Annotated in this window: 17 protein-coding genes; 9 read left to right on the top strand and 8 right to left on the bottom strand. The window is 70.8% G+C overall.

Going from position 1 to position 17,725, the window contains the following annotated elements:
• Positions 1-43: 43 nt before the first annotated feature.
• The 3 genes from ACFVJQ_RS35615 to mce form a co-directional block, all read right to left on the bottom strand.
• Positions 44-982: a cellulose-binding protein gene (locus ACFVJQ_RS35615; protein WP_224740238.1), complete on the bottom strand. Its 939-nt coding sequence runs from the start codon at positions 980-982 to the stop codon at positions 44-46.
• 182 nt (positions 983-1,164) lie between these two features.
• Positions 1,165-5,013 (bottom strand): polarized growth protein Scy, encoded by a 3,849-nt coding sequence (scy, locus tag ACFVJQ_RS35610; protein ID WP_385789774.1) that lies wholly within the window; start codon positions 5,011-5,013, stop codon positions 1,165-1,167.
• 213 nt (positions 5,014-5,226) lie between these two features.
• Entirely contained in the window at positions 5,227-5,667 is a 441-nt protein-coding gene (gene mce, locus ACFVJQ_RS35605; protein ID WP_224740236.1) for a methylmalonyl-CoA epimerase, read from the bottom strand.
• A 149-nt stretch (positions 5,668-5,816) separates the two neighbouring features.
• On the opposite strand from mce, the gene ACFVJQ_RS35600 reads away from it, so the two are divergent.
• Positions 5,817-7,019 carry an acetyl-CoA C-acetyltransferase gene (locus ACFVJQ_RS35600; RefSeq protein ID WP_385789772.1) on the top strand — a complete coding sequence of 401 codons (1,203 nt, stop codon included), beginning with the start codon at positions 5,817-5,819 and terminating at the stop codon, positions 7,017-7,019.
• Between the two features lie 37 nt (positions 7,020-7,056).
• A complete protein-coding gene (meaB, locus tag ACFVJQ_RS35595; RefSeq protein ID WP_385515241.1) occupies positions 7,057-8,016 on the top strand; it encodes a methylmalonyl Co-A mutase-associated GTPase MeaB in 960 nt (319 codons plus the stop codon).
• 152 nt (positions 8,017-8,168) lie between these two features.
• On the opposite strand, the gene ACFVJQ_RS35590 is transcribed toward meaB, so the two are convergent.
• A complete protein-coding gene (locus tag ACFVJQ_RS35590) occupies positions 8,169-8,888 on the bottom strand; it encodes a PepSY domain-containing protein (RefSeq protein ID WP_385515242.1) in 720 nt (239 codons plus the stop codon).
• Between the two features lie 123 nt (positions 8,889-9,011).
• On the opposite strand from ACFVJQ_RS35590, the gene ACFVJQ_RS35585 reads away from it, so the two are divergent.
• Positions 9,012-9,677, top strand: a complete 666-nt coding sequence (locus ACFVJQ_RS35585) for a response regulator transcription factor (protein ID WP_385515243.1) — start codon at positions 9,012-9,014, stop codon at positions 9,675-9,677.
• The gene (locus tag ACFVJQ_RS35580; RefSeq protein WP_385789769.1) at positions 9,674-11,119 is read left to right on the top strand and encodes a sensor histidine kinase; all 1,446 of its coding nucleotides are present in this window, start codon (positions 9,674-9,676) and stop codon (positions 11,117-11,119) included. The genes ACFVJQ_RS35585 and ACFVJQ_RS35580 overlap by 4 nt, the downstream gene beginning before the upstream one ends.
• 10 nt (positions 11,120-11,129) lie before the next feature.
• On the opposite strand, the gene ACFVJQ_RS35575 is transcribed toward ACFVJQ_RS35580, so the two are convergent.
• From ACFVJQ_RS35575 to ACFVJQ_RS35560, 4 genes are all read right to left on the bottom strand, one after another.
• Positions 11,130-11,606: a MarR family winged helix-turn-helix transcriptional regulator gene (locus ACFVJQ_RS35575; RefSeq protein WP_224735346.1), complete on the bottom strand. Its 477-nt coding sequence runs from the start codon at positions 11,604-11,606 to the stop codon at positions 11,130-11,132.
• A 93-nt stretch (positions 11,607-11,699) separates the two neighbouring features.
• Positions 11,700-12,497: an AIM24 family protein gene (locus ACFVJQ_RS35570; protein ID WP_385515245.1), complete on the bottom strand. Its 798-nt coding sequence runs from the start codon at positions 12,495-12,497 to the stop codon at positions 11,700-11,702.
• Complete coding sequence (locus tag ACFVJQ_RS35565; protein ID WP_385515246.1) at positions 12,494-13,144, bottom strand: AIM24 family protein; 651 nt, start codon at positions 13,142-13,144, stop codon at positions 12,494-12,496. The genes ACFVJQ_RS35570 and ACFVJQ_RS35565 overlap by 4 nt, the downstream gene beginning before the upstream one ends.
• 1 nt (position 13,145) lies before the next feature.
• Positions 13,146-13,778 carry an AIM24 family protein gene (locus ACFVJQ_RS35560; RefSeq protein WP_385515263.1) on the bottom strand — a complete coding sequence of 211 codons (633 nt, stop codon included), beginning with the start codon at positions 13,776-13,778 and terminating at the stop codon, positions 13,146-13,148.
• Positions 13,779-13,960: 182 nt separating this feature from the next.
• Here ACFVJQ_RS35560 and ACFVJQ_RS35555 point away from each other — a divergent pair, with 182 nt between their 5' ends.
• From ACFVJQ_RS35555 to ACFVJQ_RS35535, 5 genes are all read left to right on the top strand, one after another.
• Complete coding sequence (locus ACFVJQ_RS35555; RefSeq protein WP_385515247.1) at positions 13,961-14,305, top strand: DUF3817 domain-containing protein; 345 nt, start codon at positions 13,961-13,963, stop codon at positions 14,303-14,305.
• Positions 14,302-14,595 carry an MTH1187 family thiamine-binding protein gene (locus tag ACFVJQ_RS35550; protein ID WP_385515248.1) on the top strand — a complete coding sequence of 98 codons (294 nt, stop codon included), beginning with the start codon at positions 14,302-14,304 and terminating at the stop codon, positions 14,593-14,595. The genes ACFVJQ_RS35555 and ACFVJQ_RS35550 overlap by 4 nt, the downstream gene beginning before the upstream one ends.
• Before the next feature lie 285 nt (positions 14,596-14,880).
• Positions 14,881-15,390 carry a MarR family winged helix-turn-helix transcriptional regulator gene (locus tag ACFVJQ_RS35545; RefSeq protein ID WP_224735351.1) on the top strand — a complete coding sequence of 170 codons (510 nt, stop codon included), beginning with the start codon at positions 14,881-14,883 and terminating at the stop codon, positions 15,388-15,390.
• 43 nt (positions 15,391-15,433) lie between these two features.
• Positions 15,434-15,772, top strand: a complete 339-nt coding sequence (locus ACFVJQ_RS35540) for a DUF3817 domain-containing protein (RefSeq protein WP_224735352.1) — start codon at positions 15,434-15,436, stop codon at positions 15,770-15,772.
• Positions 15,773-15,890: 118 nt separating this feature from the next.
• Positions 15,891-17,591, top strand: coding sequence for a methylmalonyl-CoA mutase (locus ACFVJQ_RS35535; RefSeq protein ID WP_385515250.1), 1,701 nt, complete (start codon positions 15,891-15,893; stop codon positions 17,589-17,591).
• Positions 17,592-17,725 lie beyond the last annotated feature (134 nt).

Below are 17,725 nucleotides of genomic sequence, written 5' to 3'. Positions count from 1 at the left end.
GGCAGAGGGCTTCGCAGATGTTCAGACGGCGTATTCCGACCGGTTACCGGGTCTGCTGCGCCGGAACCCCGCGGGAGATCGGCTCGTCCTCCGTCGCCGGGGCGCCGGTCGCTGCCACCGCGGCGCCCGTGAGGGTCGCCAGCATCTCGCGCACATTGGTCAGCTGCGCGTTGATGGAGTCGCGGCGGTTGGTGAGGGCGGCCAGCTCGCGCTCGGATTCCGAACGGATCCGGTCGGCCTTGGCGTTGGCGTCGGCCACGATGTCCTCGGCCTGGCGCTGGGCCGTCTCCACCGTCTGGCGGGCGCGGCGCTCGGCGTCCGTGCGCAGCTTCTCGGCCTCCAGGCGCAGCTGCTCGGCCCGGTGCTCGATCTCGGCGAGGCGCTTCTCGGCCTTGGCCTGACGGGACGCCAGATCGCGCTCGGACTGCTCGCGGCGCTTGGCGAGGTTCGTCTCGAAGTCGGCGGCGGCCTGCGCGGCCTTGGCGCGGGTCTCCTCGAAGAGCGCGTCGGCCTCCTCCCGCTTGGACTGCGCGTCCTTCTGCGCCTCGGCGCGCAGCTGGGAGGCGTCGCTCTTGGCCTTCTCGACGATCCGGACGCCCTCGTCCTCGGCCTTGGCCTTGCGCTCCGCCGCGAACGCCTCGGCGTCGTTGCGCACCTGCTGGGACGCCGACTCGGCGAGCTCACGGTGCTGCTCGGCCGCGCGACGGGCCTCCTCGCGCAGGTCCTTGGCCTCCTCCTCGGCGAGGCGGAGGATCTTCTCGACACGCGCGCCGAGACCGGCGTACGACGGCTCGGCGTCGTTCACCTGGGCCTGGGCGTTCTGCGTTTCGAGGTGGAGCTCCTCGATGCGCTTTTCCAGAGCGGTGATGCGGGCGAGAGCGCTGTCACGGTCGGAGACGAGCTTGGAGATACGTTCGTCCACCTGAGCGCGGTCGTACCCACGCCGCACAAGCTCGAAGCCGTAGGGGGAAGTGTCGCTCATGGGGTTCCTGTCGAATGAGACCGGTGAGGTGATAGGTGGAATCCTAGGGGCCAAGGCGGCGTGTCATCGAGCGGATGCGTGTTTGATCTGGAGAATGACACCCCTTTTGAGTGGCTAACCGTCGGACTGCTTGCGAAAGACTTGGCCAAAAGGTCAGAAGGTACCCGAACCAGATCTCCTGACTACCCGTCCGACGACTTGCCACCCGAACGCTGCGCGCCCACCGCGGCGCCCGCCTTGACTCCGCCGTCCTTGCCGGATGACGGGGCCTCAAAAGACTCCAACGCTTCCAGCACGTCCTGGACACGGGAGATCTCCGCGTTGATGTCCTCGCGGCGCCGCACCAGGATCTCGAGCTCGCGCTTGCCCTCCTCGACCGTGCGCCGGGCCTCGCGGACCGCCTCGGCCTTGATCTCCTCGGCCTCCTTGACGAGCGCCGACTTCTTCTGCTCGGCCTCCTTCAGAAGTCCCTCGGCCTTCTTCACGGCGGCGATCCGCACCTTGCCGGCCTCGGAGTTGGCCTCCGACACCAGTTCCTTGGCCTTCGCCTGAGCCTTGGCGAGCTGCTCCTCGGCGGCCTTGATGAGCGCGTCGCAGCGGTCACCGGTCGACTTCATCGTCTCGGCGGCCTCACGGCGGGCCCGCTCGTGCAGCTCCTCGATCTCGGTCGTGATCCGCTCGCGCAGCTCCTCCGCCCGCTCCCGGATCGCGGTCGCGTCCCGGCGCGCGCCGACCAGCAGTTCGTCCGCATCCGTACGGGCCTTCTCCACCCGGGAGTTGCCCTCGACCGTCGCCTCGGAGACCAGCCGGTCGGCCTCCTTGCGGGCCGCGCCCACCATGGTGTCGGCCTGCGCCTCGGCGTCCGCGGTGGTCTTGAGCGCCTGCTGCTGGGCCTCGGTGAGCAGCTTGTCCGCCTCCGCCGTGGTCTCCGTGATGAGCTTGTCGACCTGCTCGGCCGCCTCGGAGCGCCGCTTGTTGGCCTCCTTGCGGGCCTCGTCGAGGGTCCGCTCGGCCTCCTCGCGCGCCGCCGCCGTCACCCGCTCGGCCTCCGCGGCCGCATCGGCCCGGACCCGCTCCGACTCCGCCCGGATCCGCTCGGCGTGCTGCCGCGCCGACCCGACCGTCTCGGCGGCCTCCGCGCGCAGCCGCTCCGCGTCCCCGGTGGCATCCCCGATCAGCTGCTCGGCCTTGGCGACCGACTCGGCCCGCACCCGCTCGGCCTCCGCGGCCGTCTCCGAGGTGAGCCGCTCCGCCTCGGAGCGCGCCTCGGTGATGAGCGTGTCCGCCTGCGTCGCCGCGTCCGAACGGATCCGGTTGGCGTCCGCGCGGGCGTCCGCGCGGGTGCGCGACGCGTCCTGCTCGGCCTGCGCGATGCTGTCCGAGGCCTCCGTACGCACCCGCTGGGCGTGCTCGGTCGCCTCGGCGCGCAGCCGTTCGGACTCGGCGATCGCCTCCGCCATGGTGCGCTCGGCGAGCGCCCTGGCGGCCTCCGCCTCCTCGTTCGCCTCGCGCCGCGCACGGTTGGCGTCCTCGGTGGCCCGTTCCCGCTCGGCGTAGGCGTCGGCGCGGACCCGGTCCGCCTCCTCCTGCGCCTCGCGCCGGGTACGGTCCGCCGCGTGCTCGGCGGCGGAACGCAGGCCCTGGATCTCCTCCTGCGCCTGCTCGTGCAGCCCGGCCACGGAGTCCCGGACCTGCTGGGCGTGCTGCTCGGCGGCCGAGACCATCTCGGTGGCGCGCCGGTCGGCCTCCTCGACCAGGCGCAGGGCCTCGGTCTGCGCCTCCTCCACGCGGGCCCGCGCCACGGCCAGCAGTTCCTCGCTCTGCTCCCGGGCCCGCTCGCGCTCCTGGTCGGCCTCCTGGCGGGCCGAACCGAGGAACTCCTCGGCCTCGCGGCGGCGCCGGGCGGCCTCCTCCTGCGCGGCGGCCAGCGTCTCGGACGCCTCCTGCGCCAGCCGCTCGGCCGCGGCCTGCGCCTCGGCCCGTAGCCGGTCGGCGGTGTCCTGCGCCTCCGACTTCAGCCGCTCGGCCTCCGTCGCCGCCTCCGACCGCAGGCGTACGGCGACGGCCTCGCCCTCCGCGCGGGAGGCGGACGCGTCCGACGCGGCCTCGTCGCGCAGCCGTTCGGCCTCCGCCTCGGCCTGCGCCTGGAGCGTGCGGATCCGCTCGGCCGACTCGGCGCGCAGCCGCTCGGTCTCCTCGGCCGCCTCGCGGCGGATCCGCGCGGCCTCCTCGCGGGCGTCGGTCAGTGCCTGCTCGGCGGCGGCGAGCCGCTGCTCGGCCTCGGTGTGCAGCCGGGTCAGCTCGTCGGCGGCCTGAGCACGGCGGGCCTCCACGGCACGCTCGGTCTCCTCGTGCAGCTCCCGTGCGGCGCGCTCGGCGTCGGCCTTGATGCCCTCGGCCTGCTCGATGACCTCCTCGCGGTGCCGCTCGGCTTCCTGGCGGGTGCGCTGGAGAGTCTCCTCGGCCTGCCGGCGCAGCGTCGTCGCCCGCTCGATGGCCTCCGTACGGACCTTCTCGCTGTCCGTCGTGGCCTTCTGCCGCAGCTCGTCCGCGTCCGCCTTGGCCTTGGCCAGCAGCTCCTCGGCGGTCTTGGCCGCCTCCTCGATCTGCTGGACGGCCTCCTTGCGGGCCTCGGCGCGGATCTTCTCGCCCTCGGCGACCGCGTCGGCCCGCAGCTGCTCGGCCTCGCCGCGCAGCCGGCGCGCCTCCTCCTGCAGCTCGACCGTCTTGGCGCGGTACTCCTTGGTGTCGTCCTTCGCCGCGCCCTTGAGCTGCTCGGCGATGTCGTGCGCCTCGGCCCGCAGCCGGTCCGCCTCCGCCTCGGCCTCCCGGCGGATCCGCTCGGCCTCCTCGGCGGCGGCCTTGGTGGTGTTCTTGGCGTCCTCCGACGCCTTGTTGAGCACGTCCTCGGCGGTCCTGGCCGCCTTGGACAACTGGCCGGCGGTCTCCTCGGCCGTGATCGTACGGGCCTTCTCGGCGGCCTCCGCGACGATCTTCTCCGCCTCGGCGCGGGCGTCGGCGACGACCTGCTCGGCCTCCGCCTTGGTGGTTTCGGCCTCCTTGGTGGCCTCGCTGACCAGCCGGGCGACCTGCTCCTTCGCCGTCCGGGTGCGGGTCTCGTTCGCCGCCTCGGCGCCGGCCAGCGCCTTGGCCGCGGCCTCCTTGGCCTCGGTGACGAGCTTCTCCGCCTCGGACTGCGCCTTGCGCAGCGCTTCCTCGGCCTCCGCCATGCGCTGCTCGGCGGCCCGGCTCAGCTCGGCGGCCTGGCGGCGCGCGGCGTCGGACTCGGTGACGGTGGAGCTGCGCAGTTGCTCGGCGTGGTCGGTGGCCTCCTGCGCCTGCGTGGAGGCGGCGTTCAGCAGCCGTTCGGCATCCGTACGAGCCCGGCGCAGCAGCTGCTCTGCCTCCGCGCGGGCCGACTCGGCCTCGCTCTGCAGCCGCTGCCGTGCCTCGGCGACCAGCCGCTCGGCCTCCGCGCGGGCGGCCGTCATGGCCTGCGCGGCCTCGGCGCGGGACTCCTCCAGCAGACGACGGGCCTGCTGCTCGGTGCGGGCGCGCAGCTGCTCGGCCCAGGCCACGTTCTCGTTGACGTGCGACTCGACGTTCTGCCGGCGCTCCGCGAGCTCCTGGTCCAGCTGCTGACGGCGGGCCACCGCCTCGGCGTGCAGCTCGGCCTGCAACCGGGCTGCCTGCTCGGCGTGCTCCTGGAGGATGCGCTGGGTCTGCGCCCGGGCCTGGCTCAGCTCGCGCTCGGCGTCGGCACGGATCTGGTCGGCCTGCATCTGGGCGTTGCGCAGCAACTGTTCGGCCTGATAGCCGATGTCGGCGCTGTCATAGGCAGGCCGGGTCATGAGCGTGCGCCGCGCCTCGTGCAGCTTGGCGCGCAGTACCTCGACCTGGTAGCCGAGGTCCTCGGCGTGCTGGATCGCCTTTTCCCGTTCGGTCTTCAGCCGTTTCATCTCGGCTTCGAACCGAGTGAGGTGGTCGACGTCAGCCGCCGGCTCTCGCTCCTGGCTCTCGTAGCCCCGCACTGCGCGGTCCCATCCGTCCCCTGGTCGCAAGTCTCTCCAAACGAGCTCCGTCCATCCGCCGAACGGGGCCCCCGGGGAATGGTGTCAGATCAACGACGGAGCATGGGCTGCTGCCCCGACGCTCGTCCCCCGAAACCCGGACCCCGGACATGGCGGTCACCCTGGACAGAGCGGCGACCGCCCCCCAACCCTACCGGCCCATATGTACGAGGGTCAGTGCTCAGGTGACTCAACAGGCGCCGAAGTGACCAGTTCTGTCAGTACGCCATGACAGTCCTTGGGGTGCAGGAAGGTGATCCGTGACCCCATGGAGCCGCGCCGCGGCTCCTCGTACAGAACGCGTACGCCCTTGTCGCGAATGTCCGCGGCCTCGCCGTCGACATCTGCCGTACCGAAGGCGATGTGGTGGACACCCTCGCCGTTCTTGGCGAGCCACTTCGCGACGGTGGAGTCCTCCCGGGTCGGTTCCAGGAGCTGCAGGTACGAAGCGCCGCCGTCGGACGTATCGTTGATCTTGAGCATGGCCTCGCGCACGCCCTGCTCCTCGTTGACCTCGGTGTGGAACACCTCGAAGCCGTAGGTGGCCCGGTAGAACTCGACGGTCGCGTCGAGGTCGTGGCAGGCAATCCCGATGTGGTCGATTCGCGTCAGCATGGAATCAGTGCAGCGCGCCGGAGGTGGTTACGCAACGTGCGCGCGATCACACCGAAAGGCCGATGACGGGTTAAGTACTGGTCAGTACATTCGAAGTAAACCCTCGTTCACTCCTCGGCCCGTGCAGGCCGGTAAGGGGATCGCAGCTCATGACTGGAACGAACAGCACGACCTCGGTGATCGTCGCGGGCGCGCGGACGCCCATGGGGCGGTTGCTCGGCTCGCTGAAGACCTTCTCCGGAGCCGACCTCGGCGGTTTCGCGATCAAGGCCGCCCTCGACCGTGCGGGGATCGGTGGCGACCAGGTGCAGTACGTGATCATGGGCCAGGTGCTCCAGGCGGGGGCGGGGCAGATCCCGGCCCGCCAGGCCGCCGTCAAGGCCGGTATCCCGATGAACGTCCCGGCGCTCACCGTCAACAAGGTGTGTCTGTCCGGCCTCGACGCCATCGCGCTCGCCGACCAGCTGATCCGCGCCGGCGAGTTCGACGTGATCGTCGCCGGCGGCCAGGAGTCCATGACCAACGCCCCCCACCTGCTGCCGAAGTCCCGCGAGGGCTTCAAGTACGGCGCGGTGGAGATGCTCGACGCCATGGCGTACGACGGCCTGACCGACGCCTTCGAGGGCATCGCCATGGGCGAGTCGACCGAGAAGCACAACACGCGCCTCGGCATCGCCCGCCCCGAGCAGGACGAGATCGCCGCCCTGTCCCACCAGCGCGCAGCCGCCGCCCAGAAGAACGGCATCTTCGAGGCCGAGATCACCCCGGTGGAGATCCCGCAGCGCAAGGGCGAGCCCGTCGTCTTCAGCAAGGACGAGGGCATCCGCGCGGAGACGACGGCCGAGTCGCTGGCGAAGCTGCGGCCGGCGTTCTCGAAGGACGGCACGATCACGGCGGGTTCGTCGTCGCAGATCTCGGACGGCGCGGCCGCGGTCGTCGTCATGAGCAAGGCCAAGGCGCAGGAGCTCGGCCTGGAGTGGATCGCGGAGATCGGCGCGCACGGCAACGTGGCCGGTCCGGACAACAGCCTCCAGTCCCAGCCCTCCAACGCCATCTTCCACGCCCTGAAGAAGGAGGGCCTGGAGGTCTCCGACCTGGACCTGATCGAGATCAACGAGGCCTTCGCCGCCGTCGCGGTGCAGTCAATGAAGGACCTTGGGGTATCCACCGAAAAGGTGAATGTCAACGGCGGCGCCATTGCCCTGGGTCACCCGATCGGGATGTCCGGTGCCCGTCTGGTGCTGCACCTGGCGCTGGAGCTGAAGCGGCGCGGCGGCGGGGTCGGCGCGGCTGCCCTGTGCGGTGGCGGCGGTCAGGGTGACGCGCTGATCGTGCGGGTACCGAAGGCCTGAGCGGCTGGTCGCCGACTGTCTCGTGAACGGAGCTGTGATGCAGGACGTCTCCACACTGGTGGCCCAGGCCAGGGAAGGCCGGCCGCGGGCCGTGGCCCGGCTGATCTCCCTGGTGGAGGGGGCGTCCCCGCAGCTCAGGGAGGTCATGGCGGCACTGGCCCCGCTGACCGGCAACGCATACGTCGTCGGTCTCACGGGCTCGCCGGGAGTCGGTAAGTCGACCTCCACGTCGGCCCTCGTCACCGCCTACCGCAAGCAGGGCAAGCGGGTCGGCGTCCTGGCCGTCGACCCGTCGTCCCCCTTCTCCGGGGGCGCCCTGCTGGGCGACCGCGTCCGCATGTCGGAGCACGCCTCGGACCCCGGCGTCTACATCCGCTCGATGGCCACCCGCGGTCACCTGGGCGGCCTCGCCTGGGCCGCGCCGCAGGCGATCCGCGTCCTGGACGCGGCGGGCTGCGACGTGATCCTGGTCGAGACGGTCGGCGTGGGCCAGTCGGAGGTCGAGATCGCCTCCCAGGCCGACACCTCCGTCGTCCTCCTGGCCCCCGGCATGGGCGACGGCATCCAGGCGGCGAAGGCCGGAATCCTGGAGATCGGCGACGTGTACGTCGTCAACAAGGCAGACCGGGACGGCGCCGACGCCACCGCCCGGGAACTGAACCACATGCTGGGCCTCGGCGAGTCCCGCGGCCCCGGCGACTGGCGGCCCCCGATCGTCAAGACGGTCGCCGCCCGCGCCGAGGGCATCGACGAGGTCGTCGAGGCCCTGGAGAAGCACCGCGCATGGATGGAGGAGCGAGGCGTCCTGGCCGAACGCCGCCTGGCCCGCGCCGCGCGCGAGGTGGAGACCATCGCCGTCACAGCCCTCCGCGAACGCATCGGCGACCTCCACGGCGACCACCGCCTGAGCACACTGGCGGAACGCATCGTCGCCGGGGAGCTGGACCCGTACCGAGCGGCGGACGAACTGGTGCGCGGCCTGACGACCGCAACGTGACACCCAGCCCGTTGGGGGTGCCCCCTCCGGGGGAGCTTGAGGACGAGGCCGTTCAGGCCGAAGCGGGGGTCTGGGGGCGCAGCCCCCAGGGACGGGAAGGACAGGGGCGGCGGGGGCGAACACACCTCGCAAGCCCCCGCACCCCACGCCCGTCAGTCGTCGTCGCGGTCGTCGCCCCGGTCGCCGTCATCGTCGTGGTCGTCGTCCCCCTGGACCCGGTCGTGACCGGAACGCTCGTCCCGGTCGTCCCCGTCCCCCAGATCCGCCGTAACCGCCCCGCTCTTCAGGTCGACGTTCCAGTCCCGCTCCATGCCCGAGGAGTCGGTGGCCTCCACGTCCCAGCTCACCGCCCCGTCGTCGTCCAGGTCGACCGACGTGACGACCCCCTTGGCAGACGCCGCCTCGGCGGCTTCCTTGGCGGTGACGGCGGCGCCCCTGACCGTCGCGCGGTCGTCGGCATCGTCGTCGGCGGTGTGGGTGCCGAGAATCCGGCCCGTCGACGCATCCACGTTCACGGTGTACGAGGTGGTACCCCGACCAAGGACCTCGACCTCCCAGCCACGGCGGTCGTCCCCGTCGTCGTCATCGTCGTCGAGGTCGACGGACACAACCGTCCCCGGCGCCGCCTTCAACGCGGCGTCGATCACCTGCGCGGCGGTGAGCCTGCCGCCCCCCTTGGCCGCGTCGTCGTCCCGGTCGTCCCCCCGGTCGTCGTCGACCCCGCCGGTGCTCGAGCCGTTCACCGTGACCGAGGCCGGTGCCGTCGGCGTGGCCGAGGCGCCGCCCCCACCACCGCCCGCAAAGGCCAGTGCGGACCCACCACCGACCACGGCGGCTGCGGTCACGGCCGCGATGACAATGTTGCGCTTCATGGCTGTTCCTCCCCCAATTGGGCTTGCGCTCTTCCGACATGGACCAACCTGCGCCACGGAAGCTGAAGCCCGCCTGAAGCTCCCTGAAGATCGCTTCAGGTTCGGTTTGCGACCCTGGGGGGCATGCGCCTACTGATCGTCGAGGACGAAAAACGCCTCGCCCTGTCCCTGGCCAAGGGTCTGACGGCGGAGGGCTACGCGGTGGACGTCGTCCACGACGGCCTGGAAGGACTGCACCGGGCGAGCGAGTCGCCGTACGACCTGATCGTGCTCGACATCATGCTCCCCGGCATGAACGGCTACCGCGTCTGCTCCGCCCTGCGCGCCGCCGGCAACGACGTGCCCATCCTCATGCTCACCGCCAAGGACGGCGAGTACGACGAGGCCGAGGGCCTGGACACCGGCGCCGACGACTACCTGACCAAACCGTTCTCGTACGTCGTCCTCGTCGCCCGGGTCAGGGCGCTGCTGCGCCGCCGCGGCCGGCACGGCGCCTCGCCCGTCCTCGACCTCGGTGCCCTCCGCGTCGACACCGCCGCCCGCCGGGTCGCCCTGGACGGGGACGAGATCGCCCTGACGGCCAAGGAGTTCGCCGTCCTGGAGCACCTGGCGGTGCGGGCCGGTGAGGTGGTGTCCAAGGCCGGGATCCTGGAGCACGTCTGGGACTTCGCGTACGAGGGCGATCCGAACATCGTCGAGGTGTACGTCAGCGCCCTGCGCCGCAAGCTGGGCGCCGGGCTCATCCGCACGGTCCGCGGCGCCGGTTACCGTCTGGAGGCGCCGAGATGAGGCGTTTGTTCGGTTCCGTACGGGTCCGGGCCACGCTCGCCGCCACGCTCGTCGTCGCCCTGGCCCTGGTCGCCGCGGGGGCCGCCGTACTGATCTCCCTGTACTCCAACCTGACCGAGCAGGCCGGGACCGAGGCGGAGCGCACGGCCCGCGAGGTCGCCGCCGACCTCGCGGGCGGCAGGACCTCCGACCAGCTGTCGCTGGACGACGACGACCGGCCGGTCCAGGTCGTCGCCGAGGACGGCACGCTGGTCGCGGCCACCGAGGACCTGGAGCGGATCAGCGGCACGGGAACCGGGGCGGTGCGCCCGCAGCCCCGGCCGTCGGCCCCGACGACCAGCGCCCCCGGCGACGACGAGGATGACGACGACGATGACGACGACGGCTCGACGGGGAGCGCCACCCTCCGTCCGGGTGAGATCGGCGAGGAGGCGAGCCTCACCGACGGCTCGGCGACGGTCGACGGCACCACGGCGGACTACCGCTTCGCCGCCGTGCCGGTCGAGGTGCCCGACCGGGGCACGTTCACCGTGTACGCCGGTGCCCCGCTGGCCGCCGAACAGAACGCCGTCGACACCGCGCTGACCGCCATGCTGATCGGCTTCCCACTGCTGCTCGGGGTCGTCGCAGGCGTGACCTGGCTGGTCACCCGGCGCGCGCTCCGACCGGTCGAGGGCATCCGGCGCGAGATGGCCGAAATCACCGCCTCCGAGGACCTCTCCCGGCGGGTCCCCGAACCGGACACCCACGACGAGGTCGCCCGGCTCGCCAGCACCACCAACGAGACGCTGGCCGCGCTGGAGACCTCGGTGGAACGCCAGCGGCGGTTCGTCGCCGACGCCTCGCACGAGCTGCGCAGCCCCATCGCGTCCCTGCGCACCCAGCTCGAAGTGGCCGCCGCGCATCCGGAGTTGCTGGACCTCGACGGGGCCGTGGCGGACACCGTACGGCTCCAGCGGCTCGCCGCCGATCTGCTGCTGCTCGCCCGGCTGGACGCGGGGGAGCGGCCCATCAGCGACGCCCGGGTCGATCTCGCCGCGCTGGCACGGGAGGAGGCCGCGGGCCGGAAGAACGTGACGGTCCGGGCCGGGTCCCTCGAAGTGGCCGGATCCCGCGGTCAACTGGGGCGCGTGTTGGCCAATCTGCTGGACAACGCCCAGCGGCACGCCCGCTCTGCGGTCACCGTGGTCGTACGCCGGGAGGGGGACCGGGCCGTGCTGCAGGTGGCCGACGACGGCGACGGGGTGCCCGCGGCGGACCGGGAGCGGATCTTCGAGCGGTTCGTACGCCTGGACGCGGCCCGCAGCCGGGACGAGGGCGGCGCGGGGCTGGGCCTGGCCATCGCCCGCGATGTCGCCACCCGCCACGGCGGCACGCTCACGGTCCAGGACGCACCGGCAGGCGGAGCCCAGTTCGAACTCCGCCTGCCGCTCGCCCGGTGACGCCTCCCGGTCAGGGGCGGCCGCGGTGCCCGCGCAGGTGTTCCGCGATGGGTTTGAGGGCCTTGTCGAGCTCCGTCAGTGCCTCGGGTGACAGCAGGTCGATGAAGTGCCTGCGCACGGACGCCACATGGTGGGGCGCGACCTTCTGCATCGTCTCCATGCCGTGCTCGGTGAGGACCGCGTACAGTCCGCGCCGGTCGGACTCGCAGTTCTCCCGGCGCACCAGGTTGGCGTTCTCCATGCGGGTGATCTGGTGCGAGAGACGGCTCTTGGACTGGAGGGTGGCGGAGGCGAGGTCGCTCATCCGCATCCGGAAGTCCTCCGACTCGGAGAGATTCACCAGAATCTCGTAGTCGTTCATCGTCAGGCCGAACGGCTGCAGGTCCTTTTCGAGCTGGTACGTCAACAGCCTGTTGACCTCCAGGTGGGTGCGCCAGGCACACTGCTCTGCATCGGTCAGCCAGCGCGTGGCCGTTTCGGTCTCCATGAATGAAGTCTACCTAAGAAAGTTGAAAGGCGAACTAATGAGGGTGGTGTGACGGTGCGCACGCGTTCGACGTCACACTCCGCAGACTACCGCTCACAGCCCGAAGCGACGCTGGAGGTCTCCGAGCTGTCCGGGAAAACGCGGTGCGCCGCCTTGCGATCCGTGCCCTCCGGTCACCCCGCCGCCACCAGGTACCCCGGCCTGCTGCGGAGTCGCCCCCGTGGCCTGCTCCGCCATCAGTGCCTCGGACGACTGGAGCAGCACGGTGCCGGCTCCCACGAACTCGAACTGATGCTCCTCTCCAGAGGCCCCGCCGAGGCCCGTCAGTGCACGTAGACCGCCCATTACGCCCGTCATGTAGCCATGGTCGTAGTGGTGGCACGGAGACGGGCAGTCGGCCCAGCCGACGAGCGCCTGCGGATCCACCCGGATCGGGGGATCCATGAACACCACCGGACCGTTAGATGCGGCCACGAACTTTCCGGTTCCGATGAGTGTCAGAAAGCCCGGCACGATCGACTGCTTGAGTGCGAGAGTTGGCTGAAAAGCGAGCAGGTTGCCCGAGCGAATGGTCAGATTGCCGTCCTCCAGGTCATACGAATTCACGTCGAAGGCCCGGTCGGCGAGGAGCATCTTGCCCGAGCCCTCCGCCACCACCCAGTCGCTCGCGTGCAGAGGCGAATGAAAGGACGTACGGACAAGTCGGTCGAGTCGGCCGTGCCCGATGCCGTTGAAGTCGATCGAGCCGTAGTAGGCGATCATCTTCCCCTTCTGCAGGAACCACTGGGTCCCCTTGAGCTCCACGCAGAAGGTGTACGCGTTGACGTTGTCGTCGGCGGGCAGGGTCGCCGGGTCGTGGACGACGGGACCGGTTCCGGGATGGGTGGTCAAAGCTTCTCCTCCGACGCCTGGACGTACACCGCACCGCTGCCGCTCAGCTCCAGCTGGAACGCCTCGCCGGAGCCACGGCCCACCATGTCCCGCCAGCCCAGCGCGGTCGACAGCTTGTTGCGCACGTCGCCGTGGTGGGCGACGTAGGCCTGGGGGTCGACGTGCACGGGACGCTGCGGGGTGATCGGGACCTCGAACACGCCGCCGTGGGCCATGACAGCGACGGACCCGTGCCCTTTGAGGGTGGTGGTGAACAGCCCCTGCCCGGTGACCTGCCCCCGGACCATGCCCATGACGCCGCCCTGCGAGCCCATGAACATGGTGCCCTGCTGGAGGGTGCCCTCGAAGGCGAGGAGCCGGTCTGCCTCGACGTAGAGGGTGTCGCCGGCGAGGTTGATCACCTGGACGTGGTGGCCACCGTGCCCGAAGAGCACGGTGCCGCTGCCTTCGACGGTCATGAGCGGGGTGTCCTCGTCGGCGACCCGGCGCCCGATCATCGACATGATCCCGCCCTGGCCGCCGCTCATGTTGGGCGTGAAGGTCACCTCGCCCTTGTAGGCGAGCATGGCGCCGCGCTGACTGAACAGCCGCTGCCCCGGCATGACGGTCGCCTCGACCATCCTGGAGTTGATCTCACGGAAGGCCATGTCACACGTCTCCCGCGATCGTGTTCCGCTCGCTCGGCTGGACGTAGACGAGCCCGTCCCCCTCGAACCGGATCTGGAAGGCCTCGCCGCCGCCTTCCCCCATGAACGTGCGGAATGTCACACCGGACTGGAAGGACTGCCGCAGGTTCCCCTGATGCGCGACATACGCGCCCGGGTCGACGGTCAGCGGGTACTGCGAGCTCACGCGCAGCACGACCGCCGGCCCGTCCGACATGATCGCCGCCTGACCGTGCCCCTCGACGGTGGTCGTGAACAGCCCGTTGCCCTGTGAGGCGCCGCGCAGCCCCGTGAACGACGTGCCCGTGCGCAGGCCGGCCTCGGTCGCCAGCAGATTGCTCGACTCCACGTACAGCTTCTCCCCCCGGAGGCCGACGAGGTTGATCTCGGAGGCACGGTCGGCGAACCAGCAGGTCCCGTGCCCCTTCACCTCCATCATGGTCATCTGTTCACCGGTGATCCGCCGGGTCACCATCCCCCGGATGCCCTCACCGCCGCCGCTCATCTTCTTGAAGGCCATCTGTCCGTCGTACGCGACCATCGAGCCGTTCTTCGCCCTCACGGCGTCCCCGGTCATGTCGACGGCGAGCACCTTGCTGCCTTGAAGTCGGAACATCGCCACGCTTGGACGGTAACCGCCGAGGGGACCTGCCGACAGGGCCTGTGGAGTGAGACGACCCGGCGGGCCCCTTAGGGGGCGGCCCCCCAATCCGGCGTCCGGACGGCGTTTGCCACAATGGCCGAGCGTTTGTGCGTCCGTTCACAAAGCGACGAAGACTCTCCCACCGAAGGTGACCCGTGGACCTCAAGACCGCCACCGCCCTCCGCCGCCTCCGTCTGGTCTCGGCTCCGGAGGCCGTGTCCTTCCTCATCCTGCTCGTCTGCTCGGTGCTGAAGCGGACCACGGACTTCAACGCGGTGCCCTTGATGGGCGCGGTCCACGGCTTCCTCTTCATCCTGTACGTGTTGTTCTGGGCGGACGCCTGGAACCGCGCGAAGTGGCCCTTCGGCCGGGCTGCGCTCTACTTCGTCCTCTCCGTGCTGCCCACCGGCGGCTTCTTCGCCGAGCGCATGCTCAAGCGTGAGGCCGAGAACGCCGTGATCGCGTCCCGCGCCCGCAAGGAAGGGACCGTGAACGCGTGATCGTCGCCTTCTCCGTGACGCCGCTGGGGGTCGGCGAGGACGTCGGGGAGCATGTCGCCGAGGCGGTCCGGGTGGTCCGTGAGTCGGGGCTGCCGAACCGTACCGACGCGATGTTCACGTCGGTCGAGGGTGAGTGGGACGAGGTCATGGACGTCGTCAGGCGGGCTGTCGCTGCCGTGGAGGAGCGGGCGCCGCGCGTGTCCCTGGTGCTCAAGGCGGACATCCGGCCGGGAGTGACGGACGGACTCACGTCCAAGGTGGAGACGGTGGAGCGGTACCTCGCGGAATAGCCGTCGGGCGACGGGCCGCCGCTGACCGTGTTTGCTGTGCGGCGTGGGGGCTGGCCGGGGGTGGGTGGCGCAGCCCGGCGCTGACGGGGTGCCGCTGCGCCCACCCGTGCCGCCCTGGGGGCACCTCCCAGGCCCTTAAGGCACTGGGGGGAGGCACGACTGCCCGCAGCTACGGCGGCACGACTGCCCGTGGCTCGACGCGGTACGTGCCCGCGGGCTGACGAGTTCGACCGAAGGGCGAGACGGGGCTGACCGTGATATGACCGGCCGGTAAGGTCTGGTGTCGTGCCGAAGCCGCTCAGCCTTCCCTTCGATCCCATCGCCCGCGCCGACGAGCTCTGGAAGCAGCGCTGGGGCAACGTGCCGTCCATGGCTGCGATCACCTCGATCATGCGGGCGCACCAGATCCTGCTCGCCGAGGTCGACGCGGTCGTCAAGCCGTACGGGCTGACCTTCGCGCGCTACGAGGCGCTGGTGCTGCTCAACTTCTCCAAGGCCGGCGAGCTGCCGATGTCGAAGATCGGCGAGCGCCTCATGGTGCATCCGACGTCCGTGACGAACACCGTGGACCGCCTGGTGAAGTCCGGCCTGGTGGACAGGCGCCCCAACCCCAACGACGGCCGCGGCACGCTCGCCGTCATCACGGACAAGGGCCGCGAGGTCGTCGAGGCGGCCACCCGCGACCTGATGGCGATGGACTTCGGACTCGGCGTGTACGACGCCGAGGAGTGCAACGAGATCTTCGCGATGCTGCGCCCGCTGCGGATCGCCGCGCACGACTTCGAGGAGCAGTGACCCGGGGAAAGATCGCCCGGAACGGGCGGATACGCTCGACCGCATGAAAAAGAGCGTGCTGACCCGCTACCGCGTCATGGCCTACGTCACCGGTGTGCTCCTGGTTCTGCTGTGCCTGTGCATGATCGGCAAGTACGTGCTGGACATCGACGGTGCCGCGGACGCCACCCGTGTCGTCTCCATCGCGCACGGCTGGCTCTACGTCGTCTACCTGGTCTTCGCCTTCGACCTGGGTTCCAAGGCGAAGTGGCCGGTCGGCAAGCAGCTGTGGGTCCTGCTGGCGGGCACGATCCCGACGGCCGCCTTCTTCGTCGAGCGGAAGATCTCGGGCGAGCTGGAGGCCGAGGTCGCCCAGGACGCGCCGGCGCCCGCGAAGGCGTGAGCACCCCGCCGTACGCCCGCGCGTACGGCGGCCCCTTTCCCCCGGGTTACCAGGGCGTTCCGCTGAATCCTCCCGCTGCCGTCGACATTTACTAGGACGTCCAAGTAAATTGGAGGGTATGGACGCTGACGCCATCGAGGAGGGCCGCCGACGCTGGCAGGCCCGGTACGACGCCGCGCGCAAGCGCGAGGCCGACTTCACCACGCTCTCCGGGGACCCCGTGGAGCCGGTGTACGGTCCCCGGCCCGGGGACACCTATGAAGGCTTCGAGCGGATCGGCTGGCCGGGGGAGTACCCCTTCACGCGCGGCCTCTATCCGACCGGCTACCGGGGGCGTACGTGGACCATCCGGCAGTTCGCCGGGTTCGGGAACGCGCAGCAGACCAACGAGCGCTACAAGATGATCCTCGGCAACGGCGGAGGCGGGCTCTCGGTCGCCTTCGACATGCCGACCCTCATGGGCCGCGACTCCGACGACCCGCGCTCGCTCGGCGAGGTCGGCCACTGCGGGGTGGCGATCGACTCTGCGGCCGACATGGACGTGCTGTTCAAGGATATCCCGCTCGGCGACGTCACCACCTCGATGACGATCAGCGGTCCGGCGGTCCCCGTCTTCTGCATGTACCTGGTCGCCGCCGAGCGCCAGGGCGTCGACCCCGGCGTCCTCAACGGCACGCTGCAGACGGACATCTTCAAGGAGTACATCGCGCAGAAGGAGTGGCTCTTCCAGCCCGAGCCGCATCTGCGCCTCATCGGCGACCTGATGGAGTACTGCGCCGAGCGCATCCCCGCCTACAAGCCGCTGTCCGTCTCCGGCTACCACATCCGGGAGGCCGGGTCGACGGCCGCGCAGGAGCTGGCGTACACGCTGGCGGACGGCTTCGGGTACGTGGAGCTGGGGCTGTCGCGCGGGCTGGACGTGGACGTCTTCGCGCCGGGGCTGAGCTTCTTCTTCGACGCGCACGTCGACTTCTTCGAGGAGATCGCCAAGTTCCGGGCGGCGCGCAGGATCTGGGCGCGCTGGATGCGGGACGTGTACGGGGCGAAGTCCGAGAAGGCCCAGTGGCTGCGCTTCCACACGCAGACCGCCGGAGTCTCGCTGACCGCCCAGCAGCCGTACAACAACGTCGTCCGTACGGCCGTGGAGGCGCTGGCGGCGGTGCTCGGCGGCACGAACTCGCTGCACACCAACGCGCTCGACGAGACGCTTGCGCTGCCGAGTGAGCAGGCGGCGGAGATCGCGCTGCGTACCCAGCAGGTGCTCATGGAAGAGACCGGCGTCGCCAACGTGGCCGATCCGCTGGGCGGTTCGTGGTACGTCGAGCAGCTGACCGACCGGATCGAGGCCGACGCGGAGAAGATCTTCGACCAGATCAAGGAGCGGGGGCTGCGGGCGCACCCCGACGGGCGGCACCCGATCGGGCCGATCACCTCCGGGATTCTGCGGGGGATCGAGGACGGGTGGTTCACCGGGGAGATCGCGGAGTCCGCGTTCCGGTACCAACAGGCTCTGGAGAAGGGGGACAAGAAGGTGGTGGGCGTGAATGTCCACACCGGGTCTGTCACCGGGGATCTGGAGATTCTGCGGGTGAGCCATGAGGTGGAGCGGGAGCAGGTGCGGGTGCTCGGCGCGCGGCGTGCGGGACGGGACGATGCGGGCGTGCGTGCCGCGCTGGACGCGATGGTTGCGGCTGCGCGGGGCGGGGCCAACATGATCGAGCCGATGCTGGATGCTGTGCGGGCGGAGGCGACGCTGGGGGAGATCTGTGGGGTGCTGCGGGATGAGTGGGGGGTGTACACCGAGCCTGCCGGCTTCTGAGGTTCCCGGCGTTGGGGCTGGGCGGGGGTGGGGTGCGCAGCCCGGCGTTGCGGGGTGCCGCTGCGCCCACCCGTGCCGCCCTGGGGGTCCCCCCAGGCCCTTAAGGCACTGGGGGAGGCACGACTGCCCGCAGC

Origin of the sequence: Streptomyces sp. NPDC127197, from assembly GCF_042672405.1 — a bacterium.
GTDB classification, from domain to species: domain Bacteria; phylum Actinomycetota; class Actinomycetes; order Streptomycetales; family Streptomycetaceae; genus Streptomyces; species Streptomyces flavusporus.
Note: the sequence above shows the minus strand (reverse complement) of the source record. Positions and strands in the feature narration are given on the sequence as shown.

Excerpts from the sequence above, each read along its gene's own strand:
- ACFVJQ_RS35615 (WP_224740238.1), bottom strand. The coding sequence starts at position 982 with ATGAGCGACACTTCCCCCTACGGCTTCGAGCTTGTGCGGCGTGGGTAC.
- mce (WP_224740236.1), bottom strand. The coding sequence starts at position 5,667 with ATGCTGACGCGAATCGACCACATCGGGATTGCCTGCCACGACCTCGAC.
- ACFVJQ_RS35600 (WP_385789772.1), top strand. The coding sequence starts at position 5,817 with ATGACTGGAACGAACAGCACGACCTCGGTGATCGTCGCGGGCGCGCGG.
- meaB (WP_385515241.1), top strand. The coding sequence starts at position 7,057 with ATGCAGGACGTCTCCACACTGGTGGCCCAGGCCAGGGAAGGCCGGCCG.
- ACFVJQ_RS35590 (WP_385515242.1), bottom strand. The coding sequence starts at position 8,888 with ATGAAGCGCAACATTGTCATCGCGGCCGTGACCGCAGCCGCCGTGGTC.
- ACFVJQ_RS35585 (WP_385515243.1), top strand. The coding sequence starts at position 9,012 with ATGCGCCTACTGATCGTCGAGGACGAAAAACGCCTCGCCCTGTCCCTG.
- ACFVJQ_RS35580 (WP_385789769.1), top strand. The coding sequence starts at position 9,674 with ATGAGGCGTTTGTTCGGTTCCGTACGGGTCCGGGCCACGCTCGCCGCC.
- ACFVJQ_RS35575 (WP_224735346.1), bottom strand. The coding sequence starts at position 11,606 with ATGGAGACCGAAACGGCCACGCGCTGGCTGACCGATGCAGAGCAGTGT.
- ACFVJQ_RS35565 (WP_385515246.1), bottom strand. The coding sequence starts at position 13,144 with ATGGCCTTCCGTGAGATCAACTCCAGGATGGTCGAGGCGACCGTCATG.
- ACFVJQ_RS35560 (WP_385515263.1), bottom strand. The coding sequence starts at position 13,778 with ATGTTCCGACTTCAAGGCAGCAAGGTGCTCGCCGTCGACATGACCGGG.
- ACFVJQ_RS35540 (WP_224735352.1), top strand. The coding sequence starts at position 15,434 with ATGAAAAAGAGCGTGCTGACCCGCTACCGCGTCATGGCCTACGTCACC.
- ACFVJQ_RS35535 (WP_385515250.1), top strand. The coding sequence starts at position 15,891 with ATGGACGCTGACGCCATCGAGGAGGGCCGCCGACGCTGGCAGGCCCGG.